Here is an 18,096-nt window from a genome sequence, read left to right as displayed (position 1 = left end):
GCTTCGCGAGCAGGCTCGCTCCCACAGGGAAATGCATTCCAAATGTGGGAGCGAGCCTGCTCGCGAATAGCTGCCGCGACCCGGTTTACAGCTCTACAACAACCGCCTGCGACGCACGAGTCGCCTTGGCGCGAGCAGCCTCGATCGACTCATCCCGCGCCAGCGCCACGCCCATGCGGCGCTGACCGTTCACTTCCGGCTTGCCGAACAGACGCAGCGCGGTATCCGGCTCGCTCAACGCAGCGCCCAGATTGGCGAATGCGGTCTGGGTCGACTGGCCTTCCACCAGAATCACTGCCGACGCCGACGGGCCAAACTGACGGATCAGCGGTACCGGCAGGCCGAGAATGGCGCGGGCATGCAGGGCAAACTGCGACAGGTCCTGAGAGATCAGCGTCACCAGCCCGGTGTCATGCGGACGTGGCGAAACTTCGCTGAACCACACCTGATCACCTTTGATGAACAGCTCGACACCGAACAGACCACGGCCACCCAGCGCTTCCGTCACAGCTTTGGCAACGCGCTCGGATTCAGCCAGAGCAATCGGGCTCATGGCCTGCGGCTGCCAGGATTCCTGATAGTCGCCCTTCTCCTGACGGTGACCGACCGGTGCACAGAACGTGGTGCCGCCAATGTGGCGCACGGTCAGCAGGGTGATTTCGTAATCGAAATCGATGAAGCCTTCGATGATCACCCGACCTTTGCCGGCGCGACCGCCCTCTTGCGCGTAATCCCAGGCTTTTTGCACATCATCGGCGCTGCGCAGCAGGCTCTGACCCTTGCCCGACGAACTCATTACCGGCTTGACCACGCAGGGGAAACCCAGGTCCTGAACGGCTTTGCTGTAGTCCTCGAAGGTGTCGGCAAAGTGGTACGGCGAGGTCGGCAGGTCCAGCTCTTCGGCAGCCAGACGACGAATACCTTCGCGGTTCATGGTCAGTTGCGCCGCACGCGCGGTCGGAATCACGGTGAAGCCTTCGGCTTCCAGCTCGACCAGCGTGGCGGTGGCGATGGCTTCGATTTCCGGCACGATGAAGTGCGGCTTCTCGGCTTCGATGACTGCACGCAGGGCGGCGCCGTCGAGCATGTTGATCACGTGGCTGCGATGGGCGACTTGCATGGCCGGCGCGTTGGCGTAGCGGTCGACGGCAATCACTTCAACGCCCAGGCGCTGCAGTTCGATTACCACTTCCTTGCCCAACTCACCACAGCCACACAGCAATACGCGGGTCGCGGTTGGCGACAATGGAGTTCCGATACGGGTCATCTCAGGTCCTCAAAGGAAGCGGATCATCGAGGAAAGCCACGCTGGTGCGCTTTCCATGGGGAGAAAGCGCGGCATTTTACATGAACCCGAGGGTTTGGCTTCAGCTGGCGGCAGCCTGTTTGCGATCACGCCAGGCCATGATCAGCCAGACGGCGGTGACGCCGGCGAACTTCGAGGCCAGCGCGGTGATGATCACCGGCGGCGTCAAGGCGTCGATCATGCCGAAAAAGATGAAGGTATCCAGCGGAATGCTCAGCGCCGAACTGATCCATAAACGGTCGCGCAACGGCCGCTTGGTGACGCTGAACACCAGCCAGTCGATGCACTCGGAGACCGCGAACGCCGTGGCGCTGGCCAGCGCGATGGAAGGGTCGGACGTGATGTAGGAAAGCACCAGCGCCGCCAGCATCGCCACGATCGCGCCGTGACCGAAGCGCGTTTGCACCATGTCGCGCAGCACGAACACCAGCCCGCCCCAGGCCGACCAGATGATGTCCAGGTGCGGTGCGGTGGAAAAGGCGAAGTTGATCAGCACGACGCTGCTGATGTAGGCGATGAGAAAGATCATGGGGGCGGCCTGTCGATTTGGCGCACAGGTTACTTGAGCGCTGGTATTGCGCCAATAGGTGCGGTGACAGGACCGACGTCTTCGCGAGCAGGCTCGCTCCCACATTTGAATGCATTTCAAAGTGGGAGCGAGCCTGCTCGCGAAAGCGGTGGTTCAGACGCCTGACTTCGCGGGAATCATCCAGACCAATCCACTCGCCTTCGCCCGTTCATGACACAACCCCAGCACCACGCGGCGCTCGTCATTGTTCATGCGGCCCCAGCGGGTGATCTCCGCGACCGTGCGCTGGCACCCGGTGCAAACATCTTCTTCGTCCAGCGCGCAGATATTCACACACGGCGAGGCAACGGGTCGTTCAACAGTCGTCATTGTTCCTGCTCGACCAGATCGCGGGCGTAACGCTGCGAGTTATGCACATAGTGCGCGGCGCTGGCTTCGAGCATCTTTTTCTGCGCCTCGGTCAGTTCACGCACTACCTTGCCCGGCGAGCCCATCACCAGCGAACCGTCGGGAATTTCCTTGCCTTCGCCGATCAGGGAATTGGCGCCGATGATGCAGTTCTTGCCGATCTTCGCGCCATTGAGAATCACCGCGTTGATGCCGATCAGACTGTAATCGCCGACCGTGCAGCCGTGGAGCATCGCGTTGTGGCCGATGGTCACGCCGGTACCGATGGTCAGTGGATAGCCCATGTCGGTGTGCATCACCGTGCCATCCTGCACGTTGCTGTTCTTGCCGATGAGGATCAGTTCGTTGTCGCCGCGCAATACGGCGTTGAACCAGACGTTGGCGCCCTCTTCCAGGCGGACCTTGCCCACCAGTACGGCATTGGGCGCGACCCAGCTCTGTGGATGGGTTTCGACACGGGCGTCGCCCAGGCGGTATTTCATTTTGTTTTCCTCGGGCTCACGGCCGTTCGAACGACGGCTCAGGTATCGATAAAACTTTTCGGCGGTCGGTGCAGGCTGATTTTGGCGTCATAGAGCAGGTTGATCAACTCGACGATCATGATCGCCGTCAGGCCCCAGATCTTGTACTCGCCGAAACGATAGCTCGGCACGTACCAGCTGCGGCCCTGATAGTCGATGCGATGGGTATGCTCGCGCGGGTCCTTGCGGAAGAATTCCAGCGGTACGCTGAAGACGGCGGCGATCTCGGCATCGTTGGGCTGGTATTCGACAAAGTCGGGAATCACCCCGACATACGGCGTTACCTTGATGCCGTGCAGGGAAATCAGCGGACTCAGCGGGCCGATGACTTCGACCAGACCCGGCGGCAGGCCGATTTCTTCTTCGGCTTCGCGCAGCGCGGTGAAGATCAGGTCCGGGTCTTCCGGGTCGCGGCGTCCACCAGGGAAGGCGACCTCGCCGCCGTGGGTCGAAAGCCCGCTGGCGCGCAGGGTCAGGACCAGTTCCGGTTCGTCACTGCGGGTGATCGGCACCAGCACGGCGGCTTCGGGAAAACGTGCGTCGGTCTCCAGCGTGCGCGGTGTGTGGTTGCTTACCCTATGCAGTAGCTCGTCCAGCATGAGTGTTCTCGATCGGTGCCTTGCTCCGCATCATGCACCAATCAAAGCGAGCGCCCAAGCCCCCGAAACCCGTCGTGTCGCGAAACGACAACTTGCCGACCGGCCCCGCTGCACGCCAAGATAGGCGCAGCATTCAGGAACCCGAGCATGAAATTTTGCAGCCACTGCGGTAACCCGGTCACCCAGCGCATTCCCGAAGGCGACTCGCGGCTGCGATTTGTCTGCGACAGCTGTCAGACCATTCACTACCAGAATCCCAATATCGTCGCCGGGTGCGTACCGACCTGGGGGACGAAAGTGCTGCTCTGCCGCCGCGCCATCGAGCCGCGTCTCGGTTACTGGACGCTGCCCGCCGGTTTCATGGAAAACGGCGAGACCATCGAGCAGGCCGCCATCCGCGAAACCGCCGAGGAAGCCTGCGCCCGGGTACGCAACCTGAGCATCTACACGCTGATCGATGTGCCGCACATCAGCCAGGTGCATGTGTTCTTCCGCGCCGAACTGGCCGATCTGCAATACGCGGCCGGGCCGGAAAGCCTTGAAGTGCAGCTGTTCGAAGAAGCCGACATTCCCTGGGACGAGCTGGCTTTCCGCACGGTCGGGCGTACTCTGGAATGCTTCTTTGCTGATCGGCGCAGCGAGATTTACCCGGTGCGTTCGGAGTCGATTCCGCCACTGGTGCAGCCGGCGATCACTTGAGCTTCGCGGCACCCTGCCGATAACCACACCTGCATCTATCACTATGTGTCTGCGTCATTCTTGGGGAATCGTTTCAATGCGTTGGTTGCTTGCCCTGTTGTGCCTGTCGTTCGTCAGCGTTTCGCAAGCGTCATTCGTGACCACCGTGACGCCCTCGAACACTCCACTGATCGAAAAAGTCCTGGTACTGAAATCGGCCCACCAACTGCAGTTGATTGCCGACGGCAAGCCCCTGAAGACCTATCGCATTTCCTTGGGCAAGGGCGCGAAGAAAGGCCCGAAACTGATCGAGGGCGACAAACGCACACCTGAAGGTTTCTATTGGATCGACTGGCGCAAGACCAGCGACAAATTCAACCTGTCGATGCACATTTCCTACCCGAACATCAGCGATGCCGCCCGCGCGCGTCGTGAAGGCGTTGAGCCTGGCGGGATGATCATGATCCACGGCACCCCGGACTCGGCAGACAATCCGGAACAGCTGTTCCATACCCTCGACTGGACCGACGGCTGCATCGCCATGCGCAACGTCGACATGCGTGAAGTTTGGAATCTGGTACCGGACGGCACGATGATCGAGATTCGTCCGTAACCTCGACCGCTGGTCACCGCAAAAAAAATAAATCAAAAGATCGCAGCCTGCGACGGCGCCTACAGGGGTGATACCACTCTCAACTGTAGAAGCTGTCGCAGGCTGCGATCTTTTGCTTTTTATAGGCCATCACTAATACCACTTTAAACACTGCCCCCTGAAAACCGCCACTCCACTGGGTCAGACGCCAGTTCATCGCGTTGACATGGTATTCAAGTGGTATTAGCTTCCGTCGCACAAGCGAGCCACAACAATCCTATACTCGCGGCGGAAACGACCTACATGAACGACCTCCAGTCCCTACGTCCCGACGATTCCCAGCCGACGCCGCTGTACTTGCAACTGGCGCGCAATCTGGAAGCGGCGATTCATGCCGGGCAGTGGAAGGCCGAACAGGCGATGCCGTCCGAGCGTAACCTCAGCGACCAGCTCGGCATCTCCCGGGTCACCGCACGCAAGGCGCTGGAAGTCTTGCTCGAGCAAGGCCTGATCCGCCGCCTGCAAGGCTCGGGCACGTTCATCACCCCACGCCTGGAACAACCGCTGTCGCGTCTGTCCGGCTTCAGCGAAATGCTGCGCCTGAAAGGTTTCGTGCCGAGTTCGAAATGGCTGGAGCGGGAGATCACCCTCCCAACCCACGAAGAACTGATCCGCCTCAGCCTGTCGCCGAATGACAAGGTGGCGCGCATGAAGCGCCTGCGCAAAGCCGATGACACGGTCATGGCGATCGAAATGAGCACCCTGCCCGCGTCGATCATGCCCAGGCCGCAAGCGGTGGGCGATTCGCTGTACGAATACCTCGACGGCATCGGCAAACCGATCGTCCGCGCCCTTCAGCACATCCAGGCAATCAACGCCTCGGACGAATTCGCCGCACTGGTCGGCATCGCCCCCGGCACCGCCATGCTGCTGATGACCCGGGTCGGCTATCTGGAAGACAACACACCGATCGAAGTCACCGACACCTATTGCCGCAATGACTACTACGACTTTGTTGCAGAGCTTCGTAGATAAAGAGCTTCGTAGATAAAGAGCCGCATCGCTGAGCGCGGCCCCAAGCGAGAACGAAAATGTCCGAAGACAACATCCTCACCGCCAGCGGCTGGGTTCGCGGCCGGCTGATTCACGAACACGGCAAGATCGTGTCGATCGAAGGCGTGCCCTGCGATCCGGCGGCTAACGATCTGCCCTATCTGCTGCCGGGCTTCATCGACCTGCATGTGCATGGCGGCGGCGGCAAAGACATCATGGAAGGCGCCGACGCCTTCGAAACCATCAGCAAAACCCACGTGCGCTTTGGCACCACCTCGCTGTTGGCCACGACCATGACCGCGCCGAGTGCGGAGATTTCCAGCGTCTTGAAAGAGGTAGGAGAATTCTGCGAACAGCGTCCGAAAGGCGCCGCGCGAGTGCTTGGCGTGCACCTTGAAGGCCCGTACATCAATCCGGGAAAACTCGGCGCTCAACCGAACTTCGCCCACACCGCGTTGATGGCCGAAGTCGAAGAGTATCTGGCGCTGGCGCCGATCCGCGTCATCACCATCGCCCCGGAAATCGCCGGCCACGATGCATTGATTCGCGAGCTGAGCCGCCGTGGCATCCGCATGCAGATCGGCCACACCCTCGGCAGCTACGAGGAAGGCGTCGCCGCATTGGCTGCCGGTGCCAGCAGTTTCACCCACCTCTACAACGCCATGAGCCCGCTGCATCACCGCGAGCCGGGAATCGTCGGCGCGGCACTGGCGCACGCCAAATACGCCGAGCTGATTCCCGATCTGCTGCACGTGCACCCCGGCGCCATCCGCGTGGCCCTGCGTTCGATCCCGTGCCTGTATTGCGTCACCGATTCGACCGCCGCCGCCGGCATGCCCGACGGTGAATACAAGCTTGGCAGCCACACCGTGACCAAATGCCTGGGCGGCGTGCGTCTGCCCGACGGCACGCTGGCCGGCAGCACCCTGACCATGGATCAGGCCCTGCGCAATCTGGTGAAGATCGGTTTGCCGATCGCCGAAGCCTCGCAGCGTCTGTCGCAATTTCCCGCCGACTACCTCGGCATCACCGAACGCGGGCGCCTTGCCCCCGGCGCCTGGGCCGACTGCGTGCGGCTCGATCGTTCACTCACACTGACCGCCGTCATGGTCGAAGGAGAAGACATTGACTTCAAAAATGCTTGAAGAGGCGCTGTCCTCGTTCGAGGCCGTGCAAGCCCAGTTGCAACAACTCGACGCGCCGATGATCGAGATCGCCGGGCGCCTGCGCCGCCAGCCACCGCAAGTGGCGATGACCGTCGCCCGTGGCAGTTCCGACCATGCGGCGAGCTACTTCGCTTACCTGACCATGCAGCAACTGGGTGTACCGGTGGCGTCGTTGCCGATGTCGGTGGTGACCATGCAGCAGGCGCCGCTGAAAGTCAGCGGTCAGGTCGCCTTTGCGTTTTCGCAGTCGGGGCAGAGCCCGGATCTGGTCAACAGCCTGCGCCTGTTGCGCAAACGTGGCGCGCTGAGCGTGTCGATGGTTAACGCTGCCGATTCGCCACTGGAAGCGGCCTGTGAATTCAGCCTGCCGCTGCTCGCCGGCACGGAAAGCAGCGTCGCTGCGACCAAAAGCTTTATCGCCACCCTCAGCGCCAGCGCGCGTTTGATCGCGCACTGGAAAGAGGACAGCGAATTGCTGCAAGCCCACGATGCGCTGCCAGAAGGCCTGCGCGAAGCGGCTAAACAGGACTGGAGCTTGGCCATCGAAGCCCTGCGCGATTGCGAGCGCCTGATGGTGATCGGCCGTGGCGCCGGTTTCGCGATTGCTCAGGAAGCGGCGCTGAAATTCAAGGAAACCTCGGCGATTCAGGCCGAAGCGTTCAGCAGCGCCGAAGTCCGTCACGGCCCGATGGCATTGATCGACGAACACTATCCGCTGCTGGTATTCGCCCCACGCGGCGCCGAGCAGGCCGGCCTGCTCAGCCTCGCGGCAGAGATGCGTCAACGCGGCGCCCGGGTCTTGCTCGCCGCGCCAGATGACGTGACCGAGCGCGACCTGACCTTGACACGCGCCGAACACCCGGCCCTCGACCCGATTCTGGCGATCCAGAGCTTTTACGTGATGGCCGCAGGCCTGGCCGTAGCGCGGGGCATGGACCCGGATCAGCCGCGCCATTTGAGCAAAGTGACCCGCACGCACTGATAGCCGTTGACGGATGTACTCCGTGTAGGAGCTGCCGAAGGCTGCGATCTTTTGTTTTTTTCACGTAGCGGAAAAACAAGATCAAAAGATCGCGGCCTTCGGCAGCTCCCACAGGGGACATCGAACCGAGATTCAACTGATGAGACCCAGCCATGCCCGACAACAATAAAGAGCTGACCCTCAGCGCCCCGCTCAGCGGCCCGGTACTGACGCTCGCCAACGTCCCGGACGCGGTGTTCGCCAGTGGCGCGATGGGCGACGGCATCGCCATCGATCCGCTCAACGACACGCTGTATTCGCCCTGCGCCGGCGTGGTCATCCACGTTGCGCGCAGCAGCCACGCGGTGACCGTGCGCGCCGACAACGGCGCGGAAATCCTCCTGCATCTGGGTCTCGACACCGTTGAATTGAACGGTGAAGGTTTCGCCATGCTGGTCAAGGAAAGCGATCGCGTCAGCCTCGGTCAGCCGCTGCTGCGCTATGACCTGGACAAGGTCGGCCAGCACTGCAAAAGCCTGGTCAGCCTGTTGATCCTGACCAACAGCGCGGATTTTCAGGTGCGGCCGATCACCCTCAAAACAGTGAAAGTCGGCGAGCCGCTGCTGCACATCATCGCGCGCAATGTGGTGGCGGCGAATACCGATACAAGCGGCGGGCCTGAGGTTCGTGGCCAAGTGCGGGTCGCTCATCGCGGCGGCTTGCATGCGCGCCCGGCTGCGCTGATCCGCCAGACCGCCCAGGGTTTCAGCAGCCATTCACAGCTGCACTTCAACGGTAAATCGGCGCCGTGCAACAGCCTGATCGGTTTGATGGGTCTGGCCATTGGCGAGCAGGATGAGGTGCACGTCAGTTGTCAGGGGCCGGACGCCGATGCCGCATTGCAAGCTCTGCTCAGCGCATTGGCCACGGCGCTGCCGGACGATCATCACGCGCAAGCGCCGACCACCACAGCCGCGCTGAAACGCCCGGCCGAGGCTGGCGTGTTGCACGGTGTCTGCGCGGCGCCGGGGCTGGTCGCCGGGCCGCTGTTTCGCTTGAACGCGATCACCTTGCCGGCGGATGCGGGCAACCACGATCCGGTGCAACAGCAGCCGATTCTTGAAGCGGCATTGAACGCGGTGCGCAGCGAAATCGCTGCCACCCTCGCCCAAGCGAAAAAGCACAGGAACGCCGACGAAGAAGCGATCTTCGCCGCACACATGGCGCTGCTTGAAGACCCGGCCCTGCTCGACGCCGCGCAGCAATTCATCGCGCAAGGCACCGCAGCGACGCACGCCTGGAGTCAGTCGATCGACACGCAGTGCGACATGCTGCAAGGCACCGGCAGTCCGCTGCTGGCCGAACGTGCCAACGATTTGCGCGACCTCAAGCAACGCGTCCTGCGCGCTCTGCTTGGCGAGGCCTGGGGATACCAGGTTCCGGCCGGCGCCATCGTTGCCGCCCATGAACTGACGCCGTCGGATCTACTGCAACTCAGCGCGCAAGGCGTCGCCGGGTTGTGCATGGCCGAGGGCGGCGCGACTTCCCACGTAGCGATTCTGGCGCGCGGCAAAGGTCTGCCGTGCATCGTCGCTTTGGGCGCGCAATTGCTTGAGCAGCCGCAAGATCAAGCCGTGGTGCTCGACGCTGACGACGGGCGCCTCGAATTGACGCCAAACGCCGAGCGCCTGAGCGAAGTTCAACAGGCGCAGATCGAGCGCCGGCAGCGTCGCGAAAGCCAACAGGCCAAAGCCCATTTACCCGCTGAAACGCGCAATGGCGTGCACATCGAAGTGGTCGCCAACGTCGCCTCAAGCAGCGAAGCGGCAGACGCATTTACCAACGGTGCTGATGGTGTAGGCCTGTTGCGCACCGAGTTTCTCTTCGTCGATCGCCAGACGGCACCCGACGTCGAAGAACAGCGCAGCGCCTATCAAGCGGTGATCGATGCCATGGGCGACAAGTCGGTGATCATCCGCACCATCGACGTCGGTGGCGACAAGCAACTCGACTACCTGCCACTGCCCGCCGAGGCCAACCCGGTGCTCGGATTGCGCGGCATTCGTCTGGCGCAGGCGCGCCCGGAAATTCTCGATCAGCAACTGCGCGCGCTGTTGCAGGTCAAGCCGTTGCCGCGTTGCCGGATTCTGTTGCCGATGGTCACCGAGGTCGACGAGCTGCTGCACATCCGCCAGCGCGTCGATGCCTTGTGTCTGGAGCTGGGGATTACCGAGCGCCCGGAAATCGGCGTGATGATCGAAGTCCCCGCCGCCGCGCTGCAAGCCGAGCAACTGGCCGAACACGCCGACTTCCTCTCGATCGGCACCAACGATCTGTCGCAATACACCCTGGCCATGGACCGCGATCACGCCGGGCTGGCGGCGCGGGTCGATGCCCTGCACCCGGCGTTGCTGCGCCTGATCGCCATGACCTGCGAGGGTGCGGCGGTACACAAGCGCTGGGTCGGCGTCTGCGGCGCCCTCGCCTCCGACCCGTTGGCGACGCCGGTGCTGATCGGCCTGGGCGTCACCGAACTGTCGGTGAGCCCGGTGCAGATCGGTGAAATCAAGGACCGCGTGCGTCAGCTGCATGAAGCCGAATGTCAGCGCCTGAGCCGCGACCTGCTCAAGCTGGCCAGCGCCGCTGCCGTTCGCCACGCCTGTCATCAACATTGGCCTCTGCGCTAACAAAAACAAAAAGGACAAACGCCATGTACCAACTCTTCATCGAAGGCCTGCAACGCCTGGGCCGCGCGCTGATGCTGCCGATCGCGATCCTGCCGATTGCCGGCCTGCTGCTGCGCCTGGGCGACACGGACCTGTTGAACATCGCGATCATTCACGATGCCGGGCAAGTGATCTTCGCCAACCTGGCGATGATCTTTGCCATCGGCATCGCCGTCGGTTTCGCCAAAGACAACAACGGCACCGCCGGCCTGGCCGGAGTGATCGGTTATCTGGTGATGATCTCCACGCTCAAGGTGCTCGATGCGAGCATCAACATGGGCATGCTCGCCGGGATCGTCAGCGGCCTGATGGCCGGTGCGCTGTACAACCGCTTCAAGGACATCAAGCTGCCGGAGTATCTGGCGTTCTTCGGTGGCCGGCGTTTCGTGCCGATTGTCACCGGTTTTGCAGCGGTGGGGCTGGGCGTGCTGTTCGGCTATATCTGGCCTCCGATCCAGCAGGGCATCAATGCGTTCGGCGCGCTGATGATGGAAAGCGGCAGCATCGGCGCCTTCGTCTTCGGCGTGTTCAACCGCCTGCTGATCGTCACTGGCCTGCACCACATCCTCAACAACATGGCGTGGTTCGTCTTCGGCAACTTCACCGACCCGAGCACTGGGGCATTGGTGACCGGCGATCTGTCGCGTTATTTCGCCGGCGATCCGAAGGGTGGGCAGTTCATGACCGGCATGTTCCCGATGATGATCTTCGGCCTGCCCGCCGCGTGCCTGGCGATGTATCGCAACGCGTTGCCGGAGCGGCGCAAGGTGATGGGCGGGATCTTCCTGTCGATGGCGCTGACCTCGTTTCTGACCGGTGTGACCGAGCCCATCGAATTCGCCTTCATGTTTCTCGCGCCGTTGCTGTTCCTTCTGCACGCGCTGCTGACCGGGCTGTCGATGGCGATCACCAACGCCCTGAACATTCATCTGGGCTTCACCTTTTCCGGTGGTTTCATCGACATGATTCTCGGCTGGGGCAAGTCGACCAATGGTTGGCTGGTGGTGCCGGTCGGGCTGGCTTACGCGGTTATTTATTACCTGGTTTTCGACTTCTGTATCCGTCGTTTCAACCTGAAGACGCCGGGGCGCGAAGACGTCGCCAGCGCCGAAAAAGCCGTGCTCTCGGAAACCGAACGCGCCAGTGCGTATATCAAAGCCTTGGGCGGCGCCGAAAATCTGCTCACCGTCGGCGCGTGCACGACCCGACTGCGCCTGGAGATGGTCGATCGCAACAAGGCCTCGGATGCCGATCTGAAAGCGTTGGGCGCGATGGCGGTGGTGCGCCCGGGCAAGGGCGGCAGTTTGCAGGTCGTGGTCGGGCCGTTGGCTGACAGCATTGCCGATGAGATTCGCTTGGCCATGCCTGCCCTGGGCCGTACAACTTTGGCAGAAACCGTAGTAGTTGCCGATGAGCCGACGACTGTCGCGCTTACCCGCAACGAGGCGCAGCAATGGCTGAATGCGCTGGGCGGTCGCGACAATGTGCTGCAACTCGATTGCATCGCCATGACCCGTATTCGCCTGCAACTGGCCGATGCCAAGGCGCCCTCCGAGGCGCAGCTCAAAGCGCTCGGCTGTCTGGGTGTCAGCCGGTTGGACGGTGGCGTCTGGCATTTGCTGGTGGGGGACAAGGCCGCGAGTTTGAGTGGCGCGATCGAGGCGTTGCTGAGTCGCGGGGAGATCCGCGCGCAGGTTTGATCTGCGCGGGTGGCGGGAGGGCTGGAGCGGGCGCCGAAAATACGGCACGCGCACGATACATGAATACCACCCTCCTCCACGCCCTGCTCGCCATGCTGGCCCTTCATCCCCAGCATGGAAATCGTGCCCATGAGCACCCCCAACGCACCCACACCCGATGAGCTCAAAAACGATCTCAACCAGATCGGTCGTCTTCTCTTCAACACCGAAACCCCGCTGTTGCCCGAGCACAAACCGAGCACCGAGCAGGCTCATCTCAAACGCCTCGAAGAGCAGCTGAAAACCTATCGCGACGGCTACCTGCAACGCAGCCGCGCGCTCTATCAGGCGCTGGCAACCAGCGACCTGCAGAGCGAGGCAGGCAAGCAACTGATCGCCACGCTGAAGGTGCGCCTCAACACGCAACTGATCAACATGGATCTGCGTGACGAGATCAACGGCAAAGCGGCAAAAACCTTCCTCAAATACGACGCCGGTTTCACTGCGCTTGAGTACGAGGCGAAACAGGCCGTCACCGATCGCCTGCTGCACCCACAGGCCGGCGAGCTGATACAGAAACTGGCACTCGGCCCGCTGTTGCGTCCGGCGATGTATGCGTTGCAGTTCACTTATCAGCAAACCACTGTCGAGCTGGCCGGGGCCTTTGTTGTGACGCAAAAAGACACCCCGAAAGTCAGCGATCTGTTGACCGACCAGAGCGCGGGCTTCGTCGTGTTGTTCACACCGGCCAGGGGCCTGGAGCTGTTCAGTTCCCTGGCTGATCTCGATGCCCATCTGCTCAAGACCATGCAGCACAGCATTAGCCGTGGCGAATTGATGCAGCTGCTGCCCAGCCGCTACCACGATGTCGGTACAGCGGGAATCTGGCCATTGCAGCTGGCGCCCATCGACAGCAAACCGCTGTTCGAACACATCTACGATGCCTTGATCGAAAAACGCACCCAGGATATCGAACATGCATTGAGTTTCGCCGCCAATCCGCAGCAGGATGCCGCTGTACTGATCGCCGAGCTGGAGCGCGCCATCGGCGCTGCGCTGCCGGATCTCACCCCGCGCCTGGCACTTCAGGCACAAACCCTGTTCGAGCGGCATTTGCGCAACAGCGCCCCGGACTGGTACCGCAGCGCCGACGCCGCCAAGCGGGCCGAACTGGCGTTGCACCTGGGCAACTACAATCAGGCCCGGCAAAACCTGCTTGACCTGATGGGTCCGGCGGTCAGCCTGATGGCCGTGGCCCGCCACCAATGGCTGGAACGGCTGAGTGATGATCTGCAAATCGACGACCTGGAACCGGCCAAGCTGCAGATCATTACGGATCGGCAGGTCCCCGGATTCGGCGCTTATGTGCACAAGAGCAATCTGCTCGAGCTGACCTTGCGCGGCCCGCACACCGGCGATGAGTTACCAGGCTCGGCGTTTCTCAGCCACACCCGGCTGACTTACAACGACCTGCCGTTATCCGACGAGTACGCGGACGTAACGCCCGCCTGGGTGATCAAGCAGGCACTGGAGCTGGAACCGCGCGTCGACTTCGCACGCTTGCAAACGCAGATGCAGGCGAGATCCGCGATCAAACCTGCGATCGAGCAGATGCTCGATCAGCGCATCGTCGCGCTCGCCCATGCCGCAGCGCTGCAAGGGCATCTGCTCGACAGCGATCTGCAAATGCTCCAGCGCCTGCGTAACGGCAGCGATCCACAGCTGCGCGCCGCCACCCTGTCTTTGCACGGCGCCCAGCTGCAGGATCTTTGGGTGCTGCGTCAGACCGACGAATCCGGCGCGGTCCGCCGCCTGCTGCTCTGCACACCGCAGGCGCCCCGTGAACGCCAGTTCGAGGCGTTCGACAGCGAGCGCCAATTGCAGACCCATCTCTTGGGTTGGGCCAAGCAGAATGACGCCGCCGAAAGCATGGCCGGCTATCTGATCAGCCGCGCGCCGATGCGCTTTCGTTCGACCCTGCGCAAGGTGTTGTCGGGGCTGAGCCTGAAGCCGGAAGCAGCAGAGCACCAGAAAGTCACGTTCGACCACCTGGGCAACCATCTCGATTGCCTCAAAGCGATGGCTGAACACATGCTCGCCACACGCATCGACGACTACGATTTCAGCACCCCGGTGTGGTATCGCTCGACCACTGCGGCCAATCGCCGAAAACTCTCGACCCTGAGCGACGACGCTGAGGGGGCTTTGCGCGCGTTCAATCAGCATCCGCTGTCGGGCGGACGTTTTCAGGCGTTTGACGATTACGTGCATGCGCAAGCGAAGATCAGCCTGAACCGCTTGCTCAAGCGTCCTGCCAATGACGTCGATCCCGACACCGTCTGGGCCTATTCGCCAAAGTCGATCGTGCCCTCATGGACGCCGAAACCGCTGACCTATACCCGGCTGTATCGCGACGGCTATGCCGACGGCGTCGGTTTTCTCGACCAGAAATTCTCACGCTCGGCGCGCTTCAAAGGTCCGCAAGGCGTCGATATCAGTAGCCTGACCGCGCAGAACGTAGCCCGCTCGGTCACGGGGGTCTGGATCGGCAAACGCTATACCGACAAAGTCAAAAACGAGCTGCAGGACTCTAAAAGCGAAGGCTACGCATTCCGACGCAACGCGACGCTGGCCATCACTCAGCGCCAGATGCAAAGCGCCGCGCTGGAATGCCAGCTGCAAGGACATATCGCCAGCAGCGACCTGCAATGGCTGCAGCAAAGCATCAGCAGCATGGATCAAACGTCGGGGCAGACCCGGACGAAATACCCGATCCACCGGCTGATGATCGACGGCGAATGGGTGATCGATGCCTGGTTGTTCAGCCATGGCGGCGATCCGGTCCTGCTGTATACGCCGGACGCACCGGACGGCGTGCGTTTTCGCGAAGCACGCCTGTTCAATTACCTGCTGCTGCAGTCCGGCATGATCGAATACCTGACCCAGCGGGTGGGTGTCAGTGCCCAGACCCGGGTGCGCACGTACCTGGAAAACATCCGCAAGAAACTGCCCAAAGACCTCAACAGAACCAGCCCCAGCCCCGCCCGTTATGACTCGATGCGCCCGGCCGACGCCGTCAGCGACCTGCGTACCGCGCTCTACGACATGAAGTTGCAACGGCGGATCGACAACGTCCATGCCACGACCACCAGTCGCGCCGAAATGATTGCCGGCCTGATCTGGACGAGCGTCGAATGGGTCGCTGCCATCGCCACCGCGCCGTTCCCGCTGTTGAGCCTGAGCACCGGCCTGTTGCTGGCCTTCAAGGACGCGATGCTCGCCCTGCATGCCTATCGTCAGGGAAATAACAACGAAGCGTTCCGGCACTTGCTCGGCTATCTGTTCAACAGTGCTGGCGCGGTGCTGACGGATCTGCGTCCGGCGCTGCGTTCACTCAAGCCCGTCCGGCGCCCGTTGCGTCGGGCTGTCACCACCGTTGGCGACGAGCAAGAGGATCTTCTGCCATTGATCGATCAAATGGCGACCGAACCGGTCCGGGACGATATGCATGCCGTCGTTTTCAGAGGGCAGTCGTATTACGCCAGCACGACCCCGGACGCACTCGGCCGTTATTTGCTCTACCGCCCGGATCCGAATGGCTCCGGACTGCTTTCGACCGGCATTCTGACCGTGCGCAACTCCGACGGAGTGATGGTGCGCAGCGGCCTGTCCGGCGGTGCACCAAAATACGAAGCCGTGCCCGAGACACCCGGCCCGCATAAGGACTATGGAGTCGCGATCAAGTACCGGGATCTCGTTGAAGAGTTGCTGGACCCGCAATCGCGACGACGAATGCTCCAGGAGGGCGAGCATTACATGGGCTTCTCACCCCAGGTCATCCTGGTCAACGTGGTCGACAAAATGGCCAGCATGCGCCAAGCCTATCTGCAACAGGTGGAAAAACTCACCACGGACGCCACGCGCCATTTTGCCCAACTCGCACCGCTGCCCGCTCGCGCCGAAGTGCCGGCGGTTGCCGCCAACACCTCATTCGCACAGTTGATTGCCAGCGATGCATTCGCCGCAAAGAATCTGGTCATCGGTGCACAGCCGGGCTCTATCGCCAGCAAACAGGCACTGATCGAAAATCTCGACGTGCTTTTGGAGAACGGCTACAAGCACCTCTTCCTCGAATACCTGCCGGGAGACGTATTTCATCTCAAACTGGAAAAATTCAACAAGGGAGAATCCTGGCGCCATATCAAGAAACATCTGAAAGCGCTCGATAAAGCCATGGGCCATGAGCCAGACGCGCCTTTCTCTTACCTGGCGCTGGTGCGCAAGGCACGGGAAAAAGGCATGAGCATTCATGCGCTGGACGGCTCGACCAGTTATCAACTCGAAGGGATCATGGTGATGTCCAAGCTCTCGCCTTTGACCCCGCGAAACAACCGCATCAGAAACTTTTATTCGCACAAGGCGCTTGCCACCGATATGGCCGAGATCGGCGAAGAGCGCTGGATTGCCCTGACCGAGCAGTCGCGCATGACCACGTTCGACAACACCCCGGGCCTGGCCGACCTCCACGAGGCCGTTGCCGTGCGTATTGAAGACATCGACTTGTACCAACCCGCACGCATAAGCAGGGACGCGCCCGGTGCCATCGCGGGAGACGCGACAGCGCAAGGTGATTACCTCCTACAGATGCCGAGTGCCTACAAGGCACCTCTACCTGTCTCCAAGCCGCCCGCCGCAGCTAGCGCCGTTGAACATTTCAGCGAGTTCGATATTGCTTCGCCACTGCGCGACGATATTGCTGAAATGTTGCATAAGCCCTACTCCATGGATTCCCATTACACCCCGACAGTAGCCAGTGAAAGAACGGCCTACGAGGCTTTCCTTGCCCAACGCAAACGTCTGGAAAAAACCGCCAGGGACGCTTTTACCGACTACGTCCCACCCGATGCGCCGATCCTGCCGGTGCTCGCCTCCGACTGCACATTCGAAGCTTTTTTACGGCAATTGACCGACGGACGTCTGAATCTGCTGATCGGCGAAGCCCACGTCGATGTAGCGAGCAAAGCGCTGCTGAAAAAGCACATGAAAGCCCTTAAGCAAGCCGGTTATGACACGTTGTATGTCGAGCACCTGTTCACCGACCTGCACCAGGCCGATCTCGACACTTTTCTGCGTACCCAGCGCATGCCCGACAGGCTCAAGGCTTATCTGCATCGTCAGGATCAAGGGCAGATGCCGAATTACACAGGGAACGATACGTACACGGCGGTCTGTCAGGCGGCGGCCAAATACAACATTCGCATCAGAGCCCTAGATTGCACGGCGTCCTATCACCTCAAGGGCGTGTATGACGAACACGTCTCGCGAAACGAGATGTTCAGCTATTTTGCAACCCAAGTGATCGAGGCTGATCAATTGGCCAACGGGCCGCATAAATGGGTGGCCTTCATCGGCAGTGCGCATACCAATTACAACCTCGGTGTGCCAGGTCTGGCCGATACACTGTCCGCCGTCAGCCTGCACGTGCGCGACACAGCCCCTGAACTGGCCCGGGATATTCACCGTGGGTCGTGGGAATTTGTCAGCGGCAAGCACGAGGCCAACGTCAGGGCTTTGAGCAGCGATTTTGTGATGGAGGTGGCCGTCCCCGGAACGAAAAAGCCTGCTGCGACGCCTTCTGTCAGTCGCAGCAAACTGACCGAACCCGGAAACTTCCTTATAGAAAATGCAGACACCCGCAACGCCAGCGTGGTGCATAAATCCAGGTCCGGCGAGATCGTTGAAACGCCGATTCAGATCAATGACAAGGGTCTGTTCTTCGTTGATCGCTGGGAGAAAAAAGATCAGACCTTCACCTACCTGCGCACGTTGATCGACATGCTCGTCACAGACGTGAAGCTGACACAGGTGACGTGACGCC

Annotated in this window: 13 protein-coding genes; 8 read left to right on the top strand and 5 right to left on the bottom strand. The window is 61.4% G+C overall.

Going from position 1 to position 18,096, the window contains the following annotated elements; all coding sequences use genetic code 11:
• Positions 1 to 85: 85 nt before the first annotated feature.
• The 5 genes from purT to AB4O45_RS18360 form a co-directional block, all read right to left on the bottom strand.
• A complete protein-coding gene (gene purT / locus AB4O45_RS18380) occupies positions 86 to 1,267 on the bottom strand; it encodes a formate-dependent phosphoribosylglycinamide formyltransferase (protein ID WP_024011715.1) in 1,182 nt (393 codons plus the stop codon).
• 100 nt (positions 1,268 to 1,367) lie between these two features.
• Positions 1,368 to 1,835, bottom strand: a complete 468-nt coding sequence (locus AB4O45_RS18375; protein ID WP_460160413.1) for a preQ0 transporter — start codon at positions 1,833 to 1,835, stop codon at positions 1,368 to 1,370.
• A 153-nt stretch (positions 1,836 to 1,988) separates the two neighbouring features.
• Complete coding sequence (locus AB4O45_RS18370) at positions 1,989 to 2,204, bottom strand: DUF1289 domain-containing protein (protein ID WP_056783118.1); 216 nt, start codon at positions 2,202 to 2,204, stop codon at positions 1,989 to 1,991.
• The gene (locus AB4O45_RS18365) at positions 2,201 to 2,725 is read right to left on the bottom strand and encodes a gamma carbonic anhydrase family protein (RefSeq protein WP_016771546.1); all 525 of its coding nucleotides are present in this window, start codon (positions 2,723 to 2,725) and stop codon (positions 2,201 to 2,203) included. The genes AB4O45_RS18370 and AB4O45_RS18365 overlap by 4 nt, the downstream gene beginning before the upstream one ends.
• 38 nt (positions 2,726 to 2,763) lie before the next feature.
• Positions 2,764 to 3,363: a CoA pyrophosphatase gene (locus AB4O45_RS18360; RefSeq protein ID WP_016771547.1), complete on the bottom strand. Its 600-nt coding sequence runs from the start codon at positions 3,361 to 3,363 to the stop codon at positions 2,764 to 2,766.
• Positions 3,364 to 3,510: 147 nt separating this feature from the next.
• Between AB4O45_RS18360 and AB4O45_RS18355 the strand changes: the two genes are divergently transcribed.
• The 8 genes from AB4O45_RS18355 to AB4O45_RS18320 all read left to right on the top strand — a co-directional run bounded on the left by AB4O45_RS18355 (position 3,511) and on the right by AB4O45_RS18320 (position 18,092).
• Positions 3,511 to 4,062, top strand: coding sequence for an NUDIX hydrolase (locus AB4O45_RS18355; protein ID WP_150636236.1), 552 nt, complete (start codon positions 3,511 to 3,513; stop codon positions 4,060 to 4,062).
• A 76-nt stretch (positions 4,063 to 4,138) separates the two neighbouring features.
• The gene (locus AB4O45_RS18350; RefSeq protein ID WP_024011712.1) at positions 4,139 to 4,654 is read left to right on the top strand and encodes a L,D-transpeptidase family protein; all 516 of its coding nucleotides are present in this window, start codon (positions 4,139 to 4,141) and stop codon (positions 4,652 to 4,654) included.
• Positions 4,655 to 4,936: 282 nt separating this feature from the next.
• On the top strand, positions 4,937 to 5,668 hold the full coding sequence (locus tag AB4O45_RS18345; protein ID WP_095180444.1) for a GntR family transcriptional regulator: 732 nt from the start codon (positions 4,937 to 4,939) through the stop codon (positions 5,666 to 5,668).
• A 56-nt stretch (positions 5,669 to 5,724) separates the two neighbouring features.
• Entirely contained in the window at positions 5,725 to 6,831 is a 1,107-nt protein-coding gene (nagA, locus tag AB4O45_RS18340) for an N-acetylglucosamine-6-phosphate deacetylase (RefSeq protein WP_460160412.1), read from the top strand.
• Positions 6,812 to 7,834 (top strand): SIS domain-containing protein, encoded by a 1,023-nt coding sequence (locus tag AB4O45_RS18335; protein ID WP_460160411.1) that lies wholly within the window; start codon positions 6,812 to 6,814, stop codon positions 7,832 to 7,834. The genes nagA and AB4O45_RS18335 overlap by 20 nt, the downstream gene beginning before the upstream one ends.
• A 152-nt stretch (positions 7,835 to 7,986) precedes the next feature.
• Positions 7,987 to 10,500, top strand: coding sequence for a phosphoenolpyruvate--protein phosphotransferase (gene ptsP, locus AB4O45_RS18330; RefSeq protein ID WP_460160410.1), 2,514 nt, complete (start codon positions 7,987 to 7,989; stop codon positions 10,498 to 10,500).
• A 23-nt stretch (positions 10,501 to 10,523) separates the two neighbouring features.
• Positions 10,524 to 12,239 carry an N-acetylglucosamine-specific PTS transporter subunit IIBC gene (nagE, locus tag AB4O45_RS18325; RefSeq protein WP_460160409.1) on the top strand — a complete coding sequence of 572 codons (1,716 nt, stop codon included), beginning with the start codon at positions 10,524 to 10,526 and terminating at the stop codon, positions 12,237 to 12,239.
• A gap of 129 nt (positions 12,240 to 12,368) precedes the next feature.
• Positions 12,369 to 18,092, top strand: a complete 5,724-nt coding sequence (locus AB4O45_RS18320) for a membrane-targeted effector domain-containing toxin (protein ID WP_460160408.1) — start codon at positions 12,369 to 12,371, stop codon at positions 18,090 to 18,092.
• The last annotated feature ends 4 nt before the right edge of the window (positions 18,093 to 18,096 follow it).

The sequence above is a fragment of the Pseudomonas sp. S2_B10 genome, from assembly GCF_054668425.1.
Note: the sequence above shows the minus strand (reverse complement) of the source record. Positions and strands in the feature narration are given on the sequence as shown.